The following is a 19,385-nucleotide window of genomic DNA, read 5'->3' as shown; positions in this document are numbered from 1 at the left end:
CGCTGGAGATGACAGACCCCGCACGCTGCGTCAGGCTGCCGGCACGCGAGACCAGACGCACGTCGCCGCCACCGCTGGAGGCGACCGTCGCGGAGCCCGCCAGTGCCAGATCATCCTGCGCGATGCCCACGATGTCGCCTTCCGCCGTGGTGACGGGGCCAACCAGATCCATCCGGCCCCCGGCATTCACGGTGATATGGCCCGATCCGCCGGTGCGAAGCGTCTCAAGGAAGGCATTCTGCCCCGCATCCAGGCCGATGGACCCCGTGCCGCTGGAGATGACAGACCCCGCACGCTGCGTCAGACCACCAGAACGCGCGGCCAATGTCACGTCTCCGCCGCCGGACGTGACCGTCGCCGCGCCCAAAAGAGAAAGCTGATTCGTCGCGGCCACCCAGATATTGCCGTTCGAGGTGCTGAGCCGCCCTGCAAGATCGAACGCTCGGCCCGCATTGATGTCGATAGTTCCGAAGGCGCCCGTCCGAGCCGTCTGAAGCAAGACGTCGCGGCCCGCATAGATCGCGGTAGAGCCGGTCCCGGCGTCGACGACACCGCCGGCGTTCTGGCCGAGATCGTCGGCGGCCGACAGCGTGATGTCGCCATCCACCGTGCTCACGGAATCGAGCACAAGGCTTCCTAGCGTATCGACGCTGACGGAGGAACCGGAACCCACGTTCGCACCCTCGAGTCGAAGGCTGCGAGCATTCGAGATCATGACGTTGCCGCCATTGGTGTTCTCGAAGGCCAAGCGCGCGACATTCGTGTTGAGCACGGTGTCCCCACCGATGCCGCCATGCGCCGTTAACGTGGCGAGCGCACTGTCGCTCGCGAGATCGAGATTGAGCAGTCCGTCGCCATTGCTTCTAATGGTGGTCCCGACCGTGATCGAAAGGGCACCGTTGCTGGCATTTCCGGTCGAAAGACGGCCGAGAACCGCCTTCCCACCCGTCACGATCTCGATCGCATTGTTGGTGGCGTCGAGGGTCGAGCGGGAGCCCATCAGGAGGTCACCGTCGGCAACGAGCCTTGCGGGGCCGTTGCGCGAGATGACTGTGCTGTCCCGGCCGAAGGTGATGTTCGTCGGCGCGTACCAGTCGATGCTGTTCGCGGAAAACGTGTTGTTCGCCAGAACCCGGATATCGCTGCTTGCCCTGATCCGGGAATCCCCTCCGACCACGGCGGTTCTCACGAGAATGGGCAGGTCCGGCGCGTAGACGTTCGCGTCGCCCGGCGTCTGGATATCGACCGCGCCGTTCAAACGCGTCGTGACGTTCAGGGCGCGATCGGCCGTGCCAATTCCCCGGCTCGCCTTCAGTTTGACCGTGTCACCGTTGATCTCGACATGGCGGCCCCCGAATGCCGAGACGATGGACCCATCGTCGGCCAGAAGATCGAGACCCGGACCGGAAGCGTCGCCGAGCCTCAGATCGCCCGACTTCTCGGCGAGGTAGACGTTTCCGCCTGTGCGCAACTGCACATAGCCATCGTTCGAAGTTTCGGTCACGAACCGCTTGTTCGCCTCGCCGAACCTCTCGCCCGCGCTGGACAGGATCAGATTGCGGCCCGTCGCGTTGGCGCTGCCGTCGCTGTTGGCATTGAGGAGATCGCCGCTGGTCTTGAGCTGCAGCGTATCGCCGACCGCGATATTGCCGACATTGAGGTCGCCTTGGCTTTCGACGAAAGCGTTCTGACCTGCGGAAAGATCGAACCGGCCGCTGGCGTTGAGTGACACACCGTTGCGGCGTGTCAGAGTGATAGCGCCGCTGTCGCTGATCTGGACCTCACCCACCTTCGCGCCGCGCAGAGTGCGCATGTCGGCCGCTGAGACCGTCGAAGCGCCGCTCCCGTTCAGCTCGACGCGGGCTGACTGCTCGCCGATCGTGCCGGAAACCGTGACGCTCAGCGTGCCGCCGGTCCGCACATTGCTGGCGGCTTCCGAAGAGGATGCGTTGCCGCCAACGAGTTCGGATCGAACAGCCGACAGAACCGAGCCGCGATCCACGTTAATGCCGGATGCATTCGCCGCGCGGTCCGCATCGGTGAGCGTATAGGCGAAGTTGGCATTGTAGGAGCCGGTCGCGGCGGCGCCGAGCTTGGTGTTGGCGTCGTGATAGAATGCCGTCTTTTTCGCCTCGTAAGCGGCAATGTCGGCATCGCTGTATCCGTCCGTGCGGAACCTCGTCCGTTCATCTTCCGTCGCGTGGTAGACGAAATCCTCATCATAGGCCGAAACGCCACTCGCCATCGAACGCATGACCGACGAGCGCTCGCTGGAGGCCGCGCGCGTCGTTGCGCCACGCATCTTCCAATATTCCTGGTAGAGCGTGGTCATCTGCTCGGCATAGGCCGCGTTGACCTTCTCGGTCTCGGCGGCGGCCTGCGCGGGATCGCCATAGCCGCGTGCGTCGAGGAAGCTGGCGAAAGCCGCATCGCGCGCGGCGAAGTCCTCAACCTCCGACTGACCGTTCAGAAGATTGCCGGAGACGCTGAGAGCCACATTGCCGGGCATCTCGATGGCGCCGAGCCGCAGGTCGCCGCTTGTTTCGCGGATCGCCACGCCGTCGGCATCTTCCGACAGGATCGAGAGCGTGCCACCGCCGCCAGCGTCGGTATTCACATCGATGGCATCGCCGGCAAGATTGGTGCGGATTGTGCCGGTCCGGCTTTCGAGACGAATCTGACCTGCCGTGATGATCGAACCCATGTTCGAGGCGCGCAGATCGATATCCTTGCGCGCGGTCAGCGAGAGGGTACCGCCATTGGCCGACTTCGTGGAATCGACATCGATCTGCCCAAGCCGCAGCGAATTGGCGGTCTCCTCCAGATGGACGTTCCGGCCCATCGCGTTGACGAGCGCGCTGCCGCCGACCTGCTCGACGCGGAAGGCCTCTTCCGTCGAACTGCCGACCGAGGTCGCGGCGCGCAAGGTCAGGTCGTTGGCAATCAAGAGCCCGGAGCCGCTCGTGTAGACGCCGCCGTCGCGGCTGGCGAGGATGGTCTCCCCCGTCACGTTGCGGACCGCGCCGGTTACGACGATGTCATTGATGCTGGTCGCCGCGATACGGCCCTCGGCCTCGCCGAAGAATCCGATTCCGATCGCCCTGTCGGCCTTCACCGAATAGATCTGATGGCTATCGTAATAGACCCGGTAGTCCATGCTCGGCCGGACTTCCCAGTCCGCACAGATTCCCAAGACACGGGTCTCGCACACGGTATGGCTTTGGAAGCTTTCGATCGATCGACCGGTTTCATCGATGTTCCGGACGTAGCGGAATTCGGAACTATCCGAGTTGTCGACGACAAGCGAACCAACCGGCGTGTTGGTGAAAACCGGTGCCGACCATGAATCGTGGAAATCGCCGTAGCGCTCCCAGTCACCCCCCTCCAAGATCCCTCGAACAGCGTAGTAGTCGACGTCGGACCACTCAGAACCACCCTTCATATCGAAGATCCGATTGACGTCGCCTTCGCCGTCACTCTTGTCCTCGTGATGGGAGTAGAATCCTCTCTGATCGTAGTAGGTGGAGTCGACTTCCCAGCTATAGCGCTGCTTCTGCAACGGGTTATAGGAAGCCGCGCTGGCGCCCGTGGCCCTTAGCGTCATCGCGCGGCCATCTGTCAGGGCGTTCGACGCATCCTGATACTGACGGATTTCATCGCCGACGCGAGCCCAGCGGGTCTGGACATAGGTTCCCCCGCCGGCGGTGAAGTTGTGATCGTTGAAGATGATGCTGCCCTCGACGCCGTCGCCGGTGTCGATGTCGCGGAGTTCCAGCGCGGCCGTGCTCTGGTTCTGGATGTCGAAGCGTGCATATCCGTCGAGCGCCTCGATCCGGCCGCGTCCCGTGCTCGCGATACGGCCTTCGATTTTCACCGTCCCGCCTTCGGCCTTGAGATCCTTCGCTACGACACGGTCGGCGGCATAATCGTAGAACAGCGGAATCTCGGCGAGGTCAGCGATGGAAATGCTAGCGAGCTGCGCGCGGGTGGCGGTCAGCGGATCGAAGCCCAGCGGGTCGTTCAACTGGAAGTAGCGATCGTCCTCGCTTCGGGTCGCGAGATACCGGTTCTTCTGAGCGTTGGCCAGCGCGTTGTCGACCATCGACTGTGTCACGCTGGTGTCGCGGCCGCTCACGCCCGAACGCACGAGGCCGTTGATATTCACCCCGTCGGCCTTGATGTAGATGTTGCCGAGCGCCTCGATGGAACCGACGCTGCCCGCCGGATTTCCGGCGCCGCCAGTTTCGTTCGCGTTGTCGCTCGTCTCGTAGTTCGTGTAACCGGCGGCGACGCCGGCATATTCGCTGATCGGGTCATTGCCGAGATTGATGTCGCGATCCGTGTCGAGACGGAAATCCTTGCCGGCCAGGATCGCCAGGTCGGCGGCCTGCACACGGGCGCGCACATCGACCGAACCATAGAGATTGGCGATGGTGACCGAACCGCCGAGATTGCTGATCATGCCGTCGACGGTGAGATTCGGGCCACTGGCATTCGTGCCGAGCACGGTCAGCGCGCTATCCACTGTCGGCAGCGTGTAGCCGACCGAACCGAGCAGCGAAGAGCCGTTCTGCTTGATCTGGGTGCCGTTCACATAGAGCTTGCCGCCGGTCAGGTAGGGGATCGACAGGCCGGTGATCGATAGCGCGCTGGTCGAGGAGTTGACGACGCGCAGATCCGCGTCGCGCGGCGTCTCGATCAGGCCCGAACCCGCCAGGCTGCCGTTGGCCGAGCCGGTGCGCAGAACGACATCACCGAGCGGCGCCTCGTAATTGACGACGAAGGTGTCGCCGCGCTTCGAGACCGCCTTGCGCCAATTGTAACCGGTACCCGTCACCGAACCCAGGCTGGAGCCGGCGATGGAGATCGAGCGCGCGCGGTCGAGGCCGGTTTCGAGCTTGCCGTCGAGTGTGACGACGCCTGTCTTCTCGGCGATGCCGACGCCCTTGATGTCCATGAAGGCGCTGAGGAAGCTGGTCGCGGAATAGTTGCGCGCGTCCATATAGGCGATCGCGCCGCCGCGCCGGTCGTCGGAGGCTGCGGCATGAAGCTGGCCGCCGGAGCGGATGGTGGCGCCCGAGGCGATATTCATGCGGTTGGTCTGGTCGGTGACCGCGCGCGAGATGTTGTCGCGCGGGATGCCGATGGCCGCACCGATGAGCGAGATGACTTGGGATGACACATCATTGGTATTGATGCGGTATCCAAAGGTGCGGTCGCCGTTGCTGGCACTCATGTCGTCGGGAGCGACGTAATCCTCGCCGGCTGCCACGAAAACTTCGCCGAAGCTGGCGACATCGGCGCCCGAGCCGATCGTCACGAGATTGTCCGAAAGGCTGGTCGTGACCGCATCCACCCGCAGGCTCGCCGCCGCGCCGAAGGCCGAGCCGTCACCGGACGTCGCCATGTGTGTGTCGGTCACCGCGGCAATTTCCAGATGTTCGCCGGCGAAGAGCTTCGCCATGTCACCGACGCCAATGGTCGAACGCGCCCGGCCGCCATCCATGCCAACATGGGCGAAATGGGTCTTGCCGGTGGCAAAGGCACCAACGCCGCCCGCATCGACGTTGACACGGTCGTCGCCGAGCACGTTGGCCATCGACTTCACCGACAGGGTGTCGGCCGAGTAGACTTCCGCGTTTCGGCCGATCCGGACGCCGGTATCGGTCTTCACCGCGATATCCGAGTTCAAGGCGGAGATGGCGACGGCGCCGTAGGCCTTGAGGTTCAGGTTCGTGTCGCCGAACACGTCCTTGGCGATGGTGTTGGTCGCGTGGATCACGACGCTTTCGCCATTGCTCTCGCCGTCGGCTTGCTTGGCCGCGATCTTGCGATTGTCGCCGATCGTGACCGCCGAAGTGCCGGCGATATTGTAATTCGTGTTGCCGGAACCGCCGCCCAGCAGTCCGACACCGAAGGCGTTCATCTTCGCGTCGAAGCGTCGCTTGTTGTCGCTGGCGATCGTAATGTCGTCGCGCGCGATAAGGTCAGCCCCCGTCTTCTTGGCACCGAAGTCGCTCAAGGTCACGGCGGCCGTACCCGTGTCGGTGATATTGGCGAGCGAAATTCCGATGCTGACGGTGCCGGCTGAGATGGCGAAGCTTTCGGCGGTGGCCTTGGTATCCGTCGACGCCAGAACCGAGATGTCGTCGGCCGAGTCGATCGACGAGCCGACCGTCACCCGACTGTCGTTGTTGTTGTTCGAGCGGGCGACATGTACGCCGAGCGACACGGCGCCGACGGTAAGGCCGATGATCTTGGATTGCAGCGAAGCGACATTCTCGGCATCGACCGTGACGCTTCCGGAGGTGGAGGTGATCTGGCCGAGGCCGAGCGCGATGGTCGCGTCGTTGTCGGTTGTGGAGGCGATATTGCTGCCCTGTGTCGCTCCGAGACCGCCGGCTGCGGCAAGCGCGAAGGTTTCGGCGCGCCGATAGGTGCTACGCGCCAGCCCGAGGTATTCGAGGGCCGTGCGCACCGGGCCGCGATCGCCGGCGACGGTCGCAAGAGTCGCGGCGCCGGACAGGCGTCCGACATCCTGCAATTCGCCGACCGTCGCGCCGATCGCGACGGAACTGCCCGTCAGGCGGTGGTTGTCGCCGATCTCGACCGTCGCGTCGCCGAAGCTGTCGGCATAGGACTGGACATAGCCGGCCGCGACCGCGCCGAAGGCGATGCCGACCACGTCGGAGATGGCCCAGCCCTTGTTCTCGGCGGCGATCGACAGGATGCCGGTTGCGCCGAGCGTGACGTTGGTGCCGAGGGCCACCTTGGCGTCGCTGTCCTCCTTGATGACGGACACGGCGGCCTGACCGGCGACGGCTCCGCCGGCCCCGGCGAGGCCGTTGACCGACATGCGGGAAAGCTGGGTCGCATCGACGTCCAAGCGTCCGCCGCTCGTCCTGATCGAGGCGCCGTTCCCGACCATGGTCGTGGCGCCGCCGCCCAGCTCGCCATAGGTCACCGACACGCCGGCACCGACGAAGCCGCCGGCCAGACCGATCGTCGTGGCGGCCATGTTCTGCTCGTTGCGCGAGGCGATCATCGCCTGGTAGCCGCTGAGGTTCGCCAGACTGCCGACCGAGCCAAGCGCGGTGTTGCGCTGGCGGTTGTAATTGACCGAACCGGCCACGGAGACACCGCCGGACGCCGCGCCCGCGAAATTGACCGCTTCCAGCACGGAGATGTTCTGCGCCGACATCGAGAGCGTGCCGCCTGCTGTAGCCGTGGCGCCGTTGCCGACCGCCGTCACCGCGCTGGAGGCGAAGTCGTTGACGCCAACTGTCAGGCCGACACCGACAACACCGCCACCGCCGACACTGCCGGCGAGCTGATAGACGCGGCTCCAATCGTTGGCGATCATCGTCACGTCGCCGCCGGCAACCACCGTGGCGCCATCGCCGATCGTCGCGGAGGTGCGATCCGATCCCTCCTGCGTCAACATGGCGGAGACGCTGGTCGCGCCGCCAGAGAATGCGTCGGTCGTCGAGTCGTTGGCGTCCGCGACGACCGTATTGAGCGTGGGGTCCGCGCCGTCGGCGATGCGGCTGCCGGCGACTCTCCCAAGAACCCCATCGACCTGCCCCGCGAAGGACGCGCCGTCGATCGTCGAATTGCCTTCGGAATCCTTGTAGTCGTTGAGATTGCCCGAGCCCGTGCGATTGATGACGAAGGCGCCGCCGACGCCGACGACCCCGCCGACGCCGCCCGCCAGCGTGCTGGAGGCGAAGTTCTTCGACGACGCCGCGTCCACCGTGACGCCGCCCCCCGCCCGCACACGGGCGCCCGGCCCTATGGCCGCGTCGGTCTGGTTGAGGACCGTCGCCATGTCGAAGCTGACACCCGCACCGACAACGCCGCCGCCGCCGATGCCGCCGACGAGCCGGAACATGTCCATGGAGCTATCGGCTTCCACATTGACCGTCTGGCGGCTTCCAGCCGAAGCGAAAGCGGGGTCTTGATTGATCGCGCCGTTAGCATACGCGGCGACGCCGCGCCGGGCATCGATCACGTTGATAGAGGCACCGATGCCGACGGTGCCACCGCCGCCGCCGGCAACGACAATATTACCGATCGTCTGCTTGGCCTGCGCCTCGACGGCGGCCTGTCCCAGCGCGTTGATCGCCCCGGACGAACCGAGTCGAGCCATCGTGGTGCTCTTGGCGACGAGCACATTGATCGCGCCGCCGACACCGGCCGTTCCGCCGACGCCGAGCGCGCCGATCACGTTGGTGTTCCGTGAGGCTTCGGAGGCCGACAGCGAAACATTTTGCCAGGCGTCCGCCCGGCCGTCGAGACGCGCCGTTGTAGAACCGCTGACGACGGCGACATTGACCGCCGCGCCGACACCCGCCGTGCCACCGCCGCCCAGCGCGAAATTGCCGACGCCAATATTCAAAGCACGTCGCGCGCTCACATCGACATCCCGGCGCGCCTTGACAACGGCGGAGCGGTCGACCCAGGCCGTGGTGGCGCCGTTGAACACGTTGACCGTTGCGCCGCCGCCGACACCCGCGCTCGATCCAGCCCCGGCCATGCCGCCGAAGCCGACGAGACGGGAGGTGGATTGCGCACTGATCAGAACGTCCTGGGCCGCGCCGTAATCGGAGAGATTTCCGGCGGACATCGCATTGTTGATCGTCGCGCCGCTCCGGACATAGGCCCCGACCGAATTGCTGAATACGCCGACATCCACCACACCGCCCACGGCGGCCGATCCTGTCGATGCGCCAAGCGCGAGCTGGATGGCGACGGCGCGATGCGCACCGTCGGCGGTCATCACGAAGCCTTGGACGTCCCGAGTGGAAGAAGAACCGGACAGAAGACTGTCGCGCACGCCCTTGGAACTGCCGACGCTCCCCAGCGCGCTAAAGGCGGCCTTGACGTCGTCCGCGAAGGCCAAGCCGGTGTCCTTGAGCTGATTGAAGCTCTGGACGATGCCGGTCCGCTCCGACTCTGCCGCCTCCCCGGCAGCCGCCATCGTTGAGACCGTTACGACGTCGCTTTCCAAGCCGCGCGCGGTCACTGTCGCGCCGCTGCCGACCTCGGCATTCGTTGAACCGCGCACCACCATCGTGGCCGCGCTGGCGCCGACGCCGGTGGAGGTAGAGGCTCCGACCGCGCCGCCAAATTGCAGCAACGAGCTTTCGTCCGAGGCATCGAGCCAGACATTGCCGTTAGCGGTCACGTCCGTATTTTCGGCAATCCGCGCCCGGACTTCGTTGTTGACCACAAGCACGCCGAGCGTGCCGCCGATCCCTGAACTGGACGTGCTGACCGCGCCCGCCCCCGCGAGCTGACGCACGTCGTTCGCGCTTCGCGCCCCGATTTCGATGTTGCGCGCGGTCGCATTGCCGATCTGCGCCTCGACGGTCTTGCTGATGCCAGTCCCCGGCATGGTGAGGCCCAACGCCGTGCCGTTCATCGATACGGCGATGGCGCCCGCGACTTCGAGGACATCAGAACTGTTCTCGGCGGTCAGCGAAACGTTGCCGCGTTCGGCCGCCAGCGTCGAGGTCGCGTCAGCGAAGGCGCGTGTCGTGCTGTTCACCACGGTGACGCTGACGACGCCAGTGAGGCCGCCGCCCGCAACCGGGACCGAAAGCAGCCTCTCGTCGGTCTTGGCGGCCACAGCGACCGAGCCGTTGTCCGAGGTCGCCGAAGCGCCGGCCCCGATCGTGGTCTGGGCCGAGGAGAGCTGGATATTGCCGACGATCGTCGCCGCGATCGGATTGTTGCTGCCGAACGATACGCCGAGCGCACCCGCAAAGGCGAAAGCGTCGATGGAATTTTCGGAGGACAGCCGGAGATCGCCGTCCGAGGAGATCGACACGCCGTCGCCGATCCGCGTCGCGGCCGATCCTTTCAGGGTGTTGAAAGAGAGGTTGGCGGCGACCGTGTTAGACGCGCCGCCGCCCGAGAGGCTGGCGACAGCCGTGATCGACATGGCCTCGGTCGCCGCCTTGGATGTGACGGAAGCGTTGCCGCCGGTCGCGACGAAGCTGCCATTCGCGCCAAGATCGGTCAGCACCTTGTCGAGAACGACGGTGACGGCTGCCTGTGCACCGAACACGCCGCCAGAGCCAGACAGACTGACGGCCAGCACGCCGCCGATGCCCAGGACTTCCTGGTTCATCGTACTGGAGATGTCGATGACATTGGCGGAAACGTCTGCCCGCTGCCCGATCGCCACCTTGGTCACGCCATTGGCGACAGTGAGGCCGAGCGCGCCAGAGAAGGAAGCCTGCGTGCTTTGCCCGGCCGCCGCCGCGGCAATGGCCTGATTGTGCATGGACTGGGTGACGGCGGGATCCGCGTTGCGCAGGGGCGCGGCGATGTCGCCGCCCAGAAGCGGGTCGACATAGTCCATCCAGGTCGTGGAATGCGTGGGCGTATCGCTTTCGGGACCGACCCAAGCCTCTGAGGGCGTCAGAACCTTGGCGACGATCGTCGCGTCTCCATCGGCCGACAGCCTGAAATCGTCGCCGATCGTCGTGCTGACCTTGCGGCCGCGATAAATCACCGAGCCGACAGCGCCACGTGCCGATTTCTGAGCGCTGCTACCCATGCCGGCGGACGCCGAGACGCCCCAAGCCTTGTTGGCGAGCTTGGACTGGTCGTAGGCACCGATCTCGACGTCACCGGAAGCGTCCACCGCCACGCGGTCGCCAAGCGTCACGGTCGTGTCGCCGACATAGATTGTCGTCGCGAGAGCCCCCGCGAGCGACGAACCCTTGCCGCCCGCGCCGGCGATGGCTTCCGAGGAATACACGAACTCGGGGAAGTTCTCGTCGAGGATGCGATTGCCGCCGGCATCGAGGATCTCGTTGCCGTCGTCGTCGGTCTTATAGCGCAAGAGATCGGCGACGTTGACGCCCGTGTTGAACCGGCTCATCGCCTGAACGGTGACCGATTCCGCCTTGGCCGTCGGAGACCCGAGAACCACGTCGTTGCCGATGCGCGTCTCGACCGTGCTCAGGATGACGTTGCCGCTGATCGCCGCGCCCGTCGCCTTGTCGCTGAGAACCGCCGCGCCCGAGACTTCCGTCATCGACATGGCGTCGTGATCGGCGACGACGGCGATCGCGCCCTCGGCCTCGATCCGCACCCCGTCCGAAACGATCGCGCGTGTGTCGTGGTCGGCGAAGTTGAAGCCGAGCGCAGCGGCGAAGGACTGGGTCGACTTGGTCTTGCTGAACTCCTCGCTGCTCTGGCTCGCCTCGTTATAGTTCGACATGAACCGGTCTTTGGCGCGACCGAGCATGCTGCCGCCGGCCCCATCCCCGTTCGAGCCGACGAGAAGGTTGTTCACCGAGGTTTTCAGCTTGGCGGCATAGTTCTCGACCGGCGTGCCGCGCGCGGAAGCTTCTGCTTTGACAATCTCGACCGTATCGGCCGTCGCCTTCACCGACACGTCCCCCGAACTGCGAACCGAAGCCGAGAGCTGGGCGGTCGTGTCGAAATTGTGAAGGTTGATGGCGCCGGACGCGCCGTCAGCAGCTTCGGCGCCCGCTGCCTTTCCGTCGGAATAGGCCTCGGCGATCGCTTGGGTGGAGGCCTCGACGCTGAGGGAACTCGCGGTGACGTAGGCGCCGCCGGAGAGTTCCTCGACACCTGCCGAAGCCTCACGGATCACGCGACCCTGGCTGTTTCCAAGGCTTGCGGACACGTCGCCGTAGACGACGTTGATGCCGGCCGCCGCATCGAGGGCGGAGCCAGCCGACTCGCTCGATGCCGGCGAAAGGCTCAGGATCTCGTCAGAAGGACCCGTGCCGGCGACACCCTTGGCGCTCGAGCGGACCTTGGCGTCGGCGAGGACCGAAAGATCGCCCATGCCGACGATGGTGTTTCCGTTGCCGATCTTCGCCAGCACGTCGATCGTGCCGACATTGATGCCGATGCCGAAGCCCTTGGACTTGCCCTCGCCGCCGCCGCTGGCCGCCTCGGTGACCTCGCTCTGGCGCTGGCGCACCCTCGCATCGAGATAGCCGCCGACGACCGGCGTCGCCATCTGGGCGACCGACAGGCCGAGCGCGCCGCCGCGCAGCTTCTCCGTCTTCTCGTGATATTCGAGCAGCCCGTCCTCCGAGCCGAAGAAGAGCCCGTTGGTGCCGGCCGCCGCATTACCCTCGGCGGTGAGCCCGACCGAGCCGGCGGAAGAGACCGTCACCTTCGGTTTGTCGACGGAGGAAGCGATGAAACTGTCCAACGCGGCTTGGTCGTTCGTCTCGTAGGCATCGCGCGAGACGATGGTCACGTTGTCGCCGACGCGGGCTTCGTTCTCGAAATCGACGATGTTCAGCCCAAGCGTGACGATCGTCTGGCTGCCCTTCAGGCCGGATTCACCGATGCTCTCGGCGCGGAATTCGCTGGTCTCGTCGTCAAGTGTCTGCTGGCCATCCTCGTCTTCGCCCCGAACCTTGGTCGAAGCCTCGACTGTCAGGCCGTTCTCGCCGACGACGATGGTGCTGCCCGAACCGACGAGGGCGCGATTGTCCTGATTGGCGATGTTGGCGGCGACGGCGAGCACCGTCGCTCCTGCACCCTCGTCGAATTCCGATTTTGCGGTGACAGACACCTCGGCATCGGTGTCATTATAGGCGCCGACTGTCACGCCACTGCCTGCAAGACGCAGATTGTCGGCGGTGGAGGCGATCGTATCGAAGGAATTGTACGTGAAGCCGGCGCTGAGGACGAAGTCCTTTTTGCCCTGCTGATTCATGACGTTCTGGGCGTCTTCCTGGGCGCTCTTGGCCTTTTCGGCGGACTCGGCCATCCCCGCGCTGTTGCGGAGCGCCGAGGCGACGAAGCCGACATTGAGGATCGCGCCGATGCCGAGGGAGGCGCGCTGGGAAGTCTCGCTGCCTTCTTCCTCCTCGCCCTCTTCCTCTCCTTCGGAGGTCTTGTAGCCGGCAATATTCGTCAGAAGGTCGAGGCCGTTGGTAAGCCCCTCGGTGGCGGGCGCCTGCTCGCCGCCAGCCGTGCTGCCGGACAGATAGGTACCGAGCGCGCTGGCGTTGGAAGCCTCGACCTTGAGGTCACCACCAGCCTCGACAGAGCGTTCGAGGCGCGCCACCGTGTCCAACATCTGGAGGCCGCCGGACAGCGTGATGAGATTGGCCGAGGTGGCGTCCCCCGCCATCTTCTCCGGAGTCGCGCTCTCGTTGACGATCTTGAAGGCGGTCGCGTTGTCGGCGCGGACCGTCACCGCGCCCTCCGCCTGCAGCGTATTGGCGGCATCGGCGCCGGTAGAGCCGCTTCGCTGGGCGATCTTGGCCGAGGTCTCGCCGAGCAGCACGTTGACGCCGATGTTCAGCGCCGTGCCGCTATTGGCATTCTTGCCTCCCCCTCCGCCGTTCAGCGTCGCATAGGTGCTGAGCCCCCCGGTCTCGATCCCGGACTGCGCCAGCACCTCGATCTCGCCGATGGCACCCGACAGGACGCCGTCCGCGTTGAGCCCGGAGCCGACCGAGACGCCGGAGCCCAATGTCGCCTTGGTGTTCTGATTGAGATAGTTGAAGCCGACCGTATAGGAGGAGCCGAGCGTGGCGACGGCTTGGCCGGGATTCTCCACGGCCTCCTGCGTCGCCTCGACCTTCGCTTCCTGAGCCGCCGCCTTCTTCAGATCGGCATCGGCCGTCTGGATCTTCGCATCCGCCGCGCTCCTGGCGGCGGCGTTGGTGGCGGTAGCCTTCTCGACCTCCGCGTCTCGCTTGGCCTGCTGCTTGGCCGCTTGGACCTCGGCAAGCTCGTCTCCCAGCCGCCCGGCCGCCGCAGCCTTGGCGAGCTCTCCCATATCCTGATTGTCGCCGGCCTCCATGTAGAGAACGGACAGCTGGTTCTGTGCCCCGATCGCGAGCGCACCGTCGGCCGCGAGCGTCAGCGCGGCATGATCGACTGTCGCCGCGACGTCGCGGGAGGAGACGCCGATGCCGAGCGCATAGGTATTGGCCGAGGTTTCCTTCGAGACACCGCGGGCATTGGCGACGACGCTGCGCCCGTTGCCGTAGCGCTCGCCGCTCATCTCCTGCCCGTTGAAGTCGAAGACGGTCTTTTCATCCTCGTCGTTCGGTATCGGCTGGGGTTCGAACTGCCCGGCCTGCACGCTGAGGCCTGCCGCCTTCACCGCGACGGCGCCCGTTGCGTCGTCCCCGCCGAGCGTCGCTCGATGGGTGACCTTCTCATAGGTCAGGTTCAGCGCCAGCGCCGTGGCGGTGCCGCTTTCGCCTTCGAAGGCGACTTCGGTGGCGACGGAATTCAGATTGAGGGCGTTTGAGAGGCTCGTGACATCGACGGTGCCGTCCGCGTGGATGGAGGAGGTCCGGCCCGGTCCGGCCGTGATCTCGGCGACGGACGTGTTCAAGGACACCATCGCCCCAGCCGCCGCGCCCCAGACGGAATCCTTGCCCTCTTCGCGCGACCCCGAAATCGCGGACTTCTCGCCCCAGCTCTGGCTGTAGATCGAAGCCAGCGCATCCACCGCGCCCGCAGCTTCCGTGGCGATGCCCCAATATTCGGTGATTTTCTCACCCGTCTCGTTCGGCTCGCCGTCCTCGGTGAAGAACTCCCGGACGACCGCCGTCACCACATGGCCGAGGAGGTCGAGGACGTTGTCCGTCGCGCTGTCCTTGACGGACAAAGTGCCGGCCTGCTCCGAACGTTGCAGACTTTCGCTGAGAACGGAGACGTCTCCACCGGCCGTGATGTCGGAATTGCGCACCCGCGCCACCGCCGTATGGTCGGTGTAGTTGAAGCCGATTCCGAGCGCTCCGTTGGTGGAGCCGCCACCCATGACGTCGAACGACGTGTCGTTCCGGCTCAGCGCCGATGCCGTGACGGCGACATCGGTGGCCGCATTCAGTGTGGAATCCTCGACCAAGACCGTGGCGTCGTTGACGATGACGCCGACCGAGAGAGCGGCAGCATAGGGCAGCTTGATACCGCTGAGCGTGATGTTGCGAGCGGTGCCGAGCGCCTCTACCCGCGCGGTGCTGTCGGCATGGACATCGACGCCGCCTTGCGTGCTTTCGATGAGCGAGCCGCCGGAAACGGCGACATTCGCGCGCGACTGCGACACACCGACCGCTGCGTCGAAGGGGATCGGAAGCGGCAGAATGCTGTCGGTGAGGAGATCGCTCGCCAGCGATACGGCTTCGCTGCGCGCTTCGACCTTGACATCTTCCTGCGCCGTCAGCGTCGAGCCGTCGATCGTGACGGAGGCGAAAGCCTTGTTGGCGGAGGCGAGAAGATAAGGACGGTTGACGTTGGCCGCGAGATCGGCAACCACGGCGGTCGCCACCGCGCTGACGTCGATCGTCCCATCGGCCTCGATCCGGCTGCCGTTGCCGATCGCGACGCGGCTTTCCGCGGAGCCGACCTGCACCACGAAGGCGACCGTATCGAGTTTCTCGTCGCGCGCTTTCAGCGCGATGTTCGTGCCGGTCATCATCGCGTTGTCGAGCGAAATGGCCTTGCCGAGGAGTGTAACATCTCCCCCCGCGAAACCAGCCGTCGCCTTTGCGAAGATAGCCGAGCCGCCTTTCAGATCGATGATCGGTGCGGTCAGCGTGATATTGCCGGAATCGCCCGTGGATCCGGCCGTTTCATGGCTGGCGCGGTCGGTTGCGCCGCCCACCTGCCGCGTCGACAGGAAGACATTGTCGCCCAGCGTGATGCTGTGAGTGGCAAGGAGGCTGAACGCCGCCCCGCCCGTCAGGGCGCCGGAATAGGCGCTTTCGCAGCCGAGGCACGTATTGGCGGAAATCACGATGTCGGCGGGATCAATGAGGACCTCGCCGCCCTGACCGAAGAAGGCGCCCGCTTCCAGCGTGCCGCCGGCCATGTTCACGGTCCGCGCGCCGCTGAACTCGATGAAGCCGCCATTACCGGACACCGTACCGCCAAGCGCCAGCACGGAGGCATCGGCCGCCAGCGTCGCGGTGTTCTCGGCGAAGATGATGGCCTCGCCGGCATCGGAATTCACGCCCTTCCCGCGCACCGAGATAAGGCTGCCAGCCTTGACCGTGACATCGTTACCGGCTCGAAGTTCGATCCGGCCGCCACCGCGGTCCGTGGCGCCCTCGGCCAGAATCTCGGCTCCGTTAACGATGGTGTCGGCGACCGAATGGACGACGATCTGCGGCACGATCCCGGCCGCTCCGGTCCCCTCAACGGAGAGCCTACCCGAAAGCTCCACTTGTCCCGCATCGAGCGAGATGCCGGACTTCGCCTCGACGACGCCCGCGACATTGACGACGCCCTTCTTGTTCTTCTGGAGCGCGCCGAGATTGGCGAGCGTCAGCGCGTCGTTCTGCTCCGGCGCCCGCGCGCCTTTCATCAGCCGATCGATAGACTCGATGGTGGGCGTCGCGATCGTCAGGCTGTCGGTGCGGATGATGCCGTTCGCGCCGACCACGACGCCGCGTGGATTGAGAAAATAGACATTCCCACCGATTTGCCCGTCCTTGAGAACATTGAGCTGGCCGTCGATGTCGGACCGCTTGTCGCGCACCACGTTGATGAGGTTGGCGACATGGCCAGGGACGATCAGGTTCACCGTCTGGCCGGTGAAGACGTCGAAGATGCTGAAGGAATTATAGGCGTTGTTGCCGTTGATCGTGTTCGTCGTGATGTCGACGAGCCCCTCGCGGATCTTTAGCGCCGTTTCGGTTCTGGTCGCGATGCTGGTGTCGACGACGATCATCTTGCGGCGTTTGATGGGCGCCGGCGCGTCATCCAACTGCCCTGGCCCAAGCAGGGAGATGGTGCCGTCCGCGTCCACGCTGACGGCATTGGCCCCTTTCGTCACGCCCTCGGTGTTGACGACCTTCTCGAAGATGACACGGGAAGCCTCCGCCCCTTCACGCACCGTGCCGGTGATCTTCTGATTGGCGGATTGGATGATCAGCGCATCGCGTGCGTTGACCTCGCCCAGAATGCGGACGGTCCCGCTTTCGGAAAGCGGGATTTCGCCGCGAATGGTCGCATCGAGCTTGGCGTGGCTGATGGCGCCCTGGCTGTTCAGGAGTTCTTCGGCAAATTCCGAGGTGGGCGTCTGAAGCGTCAGACGACCGGCATTGATGACGCCCCCTTCGCCGACCACGATTCCCTTGGGATTTAGGAAGTAGACATCGCCTCCGACCGTACCGTCCTTGTAGGTGTTCAGGATGCCGTTGATCGCGCTTTCCTTGTCGCGAACGATGTTGATCAGCCGGTCAGCCTGATCCGGCACCCGGAGGTTAACCGTGTTTCCGGCATCGACGTCGAACTTCGAGAACGAATTGAACGCATTGCCATTGGCGATCGTTTTGGTCGTGATGTCCGTGACCGAACCGTTAGCGGACAGGCCGGTCTGCGTTCGGCCATCGGGAACGATCTGCTGCGCCCATGCCTTGATCATATACGGCTGGAACACGAGACAGGTCGAAAGCGTGTAGGCTAAAGCGAGGCGAAGATGGCGAAGGCTGGGCCGAGAGGTGACTTCGTTGCTATCCCTCATCGCGCCTTACCTTTTAATTAGTAATTAATTAACTAGGTATACGCATAGCGGTTGTTAGAGAGCACGCAACTGCCTTCAAGCCGGCGCAGGGCCGTTCGACGGGATGGCGATGGCATTTTTGGATTGCGTGGTATTTTTGCCTCGCTCCTTACTTGGGCGGGCGTGAGAGTCAGTCCTCACTCAGCATGAGCGCCAAGAGACGCCAGCTCTTAGATATACAGAATTACTTCCTATTCCAGACTTAATATTATTGTGGAATAGAATTCTTGAAATTGTTGATCTTGGCGAAAGGCGCTCGCGATCGAGAGTTAATCCTCTATCGTTGTACAGAAATTTCACCAACGGCTTACCAATTTTCTGGCATTTACCAGAACTGAACATCGAATGTGACGGTGGAGGTCTCAGGCTGTCTCTCACCCGCCGACACCATCCAGCCGTGTGCGCTCGATCTATATGCCTACGCGATCAGGAAATTCGGGAAGCGCTATGAGCCGGGTGGAGTGGACCCCGTTTCAGCGGACAGGCGGCGGTTGGGTTTAGGCACTGAGCCTGATGAACTCGCGAGGCGAGCGGAACTTCAGTCCTGAGTGCGGGTGGACCTCGCAATAGTCCTCGATCCAGTCGGGGAGCAAGGCGAGGATCGTGCTGGCGTCGGTCAAAATGGCAACGCGGGCATAGTCCCGCTTCAGCGTCTTGACGAAGGCCTCTGACATGCTGTTGGACTGCGGGCTTCGGACGGGCGTGAAGAGCAGCGTCAGACCGAGGGCTCGGGCCATGTCGGCGGTGTCCCTGGCGATGGTGGCGCTGCCGTTGTCTGACAGCCATTCGACGGCATGCGGGATCTTGGTGGTGCCGAAGCGACGTTCGACCGCCGTCACCATCAGATCGCGAACCATCTCGCCGGAGATGCCGGCATTGGCGACGGCCGACCAGGTGATGACCTCTCGGTCGCAGGCGTCCAGGACGAAGAGGATGCGCACGACCTCTCGGTTGCGGGCGTGGATCTCCAGATGGTCCGAGCACCAGCGGATGTTGGAGCGCAACGCGATGACGATGCCGTCGTGGGTTCGACCGGGGCGCGAGGCGGTATGGCGTTCGAGCGTCAACCCGTGATGCTGCATGATCCGCAGCACTCGTTTGGCGTTGACGGTCGGCTTCCCCTGAAGGCGCAGTTCCCGGTTCAGCAGCGCCGTGACGCGCCTGTAGCCGTAGGTCGGCCTGGCATCGACGATGCCACGGATGGCAGGCAGGAACCCGGCATCCTTGGCCTTGCGATAGGGTCCCCGCGGCGTCACCGTCGTGCCGCGTTGCTCGTTGATGTGAGAACGAGCGACGTTCAGCGTTCGCGCTACGGCCGTCACCTTGAACCGTCCGTCGGATCGCTCCAGGACAGAAAGGGCAAGGTCCGTTTTTTTGGGCGGGCGACGTCGAGCGCCTCCTTGAGGATCTCGTTCTCCATCGTCTTGCGACCGAGCAGGCGCTCGAGGTCACGAACCCGCTTCTCCAGCTCGCGGACGCGGGACGTGCCGACGACATCCTCGTCGGCCTGAACGGCCGCATGGCCGCCTTCCAGCATCCGGCGCTTCCAAGCGAAGAGCTGCGAGGGTGAGACGCCAGCCTGACGCGCCACGAAGGACACACTCATGCCAGGCTGCATCGCCTCCTCGACGGTCCGGACCTTCTCGGCGGTCGACCAGCGCCGCCGCCGTTGCACCGAGGTGATCACTTCGACCCGTGAGATCGGGCCGTCAGACGCTTTTGACATAGTCGTACTCATAGGCGAATGCCTATGCCTTATCGGCTATGCCGCCTGTCAGGTCAAAACGGGGTGCGCTCCACCGGGTCCCTTGGTAGGTTCCGGAGAGGTGGTGTTGTTGCCCCCGAATGA

At 64.6% G+C, this 19,385-nt stretch carries 2 protein-coding genes; both read right to left on the bottom strand.

Going from position 1 to position 19,385, the window contains the following annotated elements; all coding sequences use genetic code 11:
- On the bottom strand, positions 1–17,497 hold a 17,497-nt coding region (locus NS365_RS16780), incomplete at its 3' end, for a leukotoxin LktA family filamentous adhesin (protein WP_082684669.1).
- Between the two features lie 536 nt (positions 17,498–18,033).
- Positions 18,034–19,262, bottom strand: a protein-coding gene (locus NS365_RS16775) for an IS3 family transposase (RefSeq protein WP_153003827.1) whose coding sequence is annotated in 2 segments (ribosomal slippage) — positions 18,034–18,914 and positions 18,914–19,262 — 1,230 coding nt in all. Because the reading frame shifts where the segments join, the coding sequence is not laid out codon by codon here.
- Between the last annotated feature and the right edge of the window lie 123 nt (positions 19,263–19,385).

Origin of the sequence: Aureimonas ureilytica (genome assembly GCF_001475935.1) — a bacterium.
Classification (GTDB): Bacteria; Pseudomonadota; Alphaproteobacteria; order Rhizobiales; family Rhizobiaceae; genus Aureimonas; species Aureimonas ureilytica_A.
This window is presented reverse-complemented; position numbering and strand designations above follow the sequence as displayed.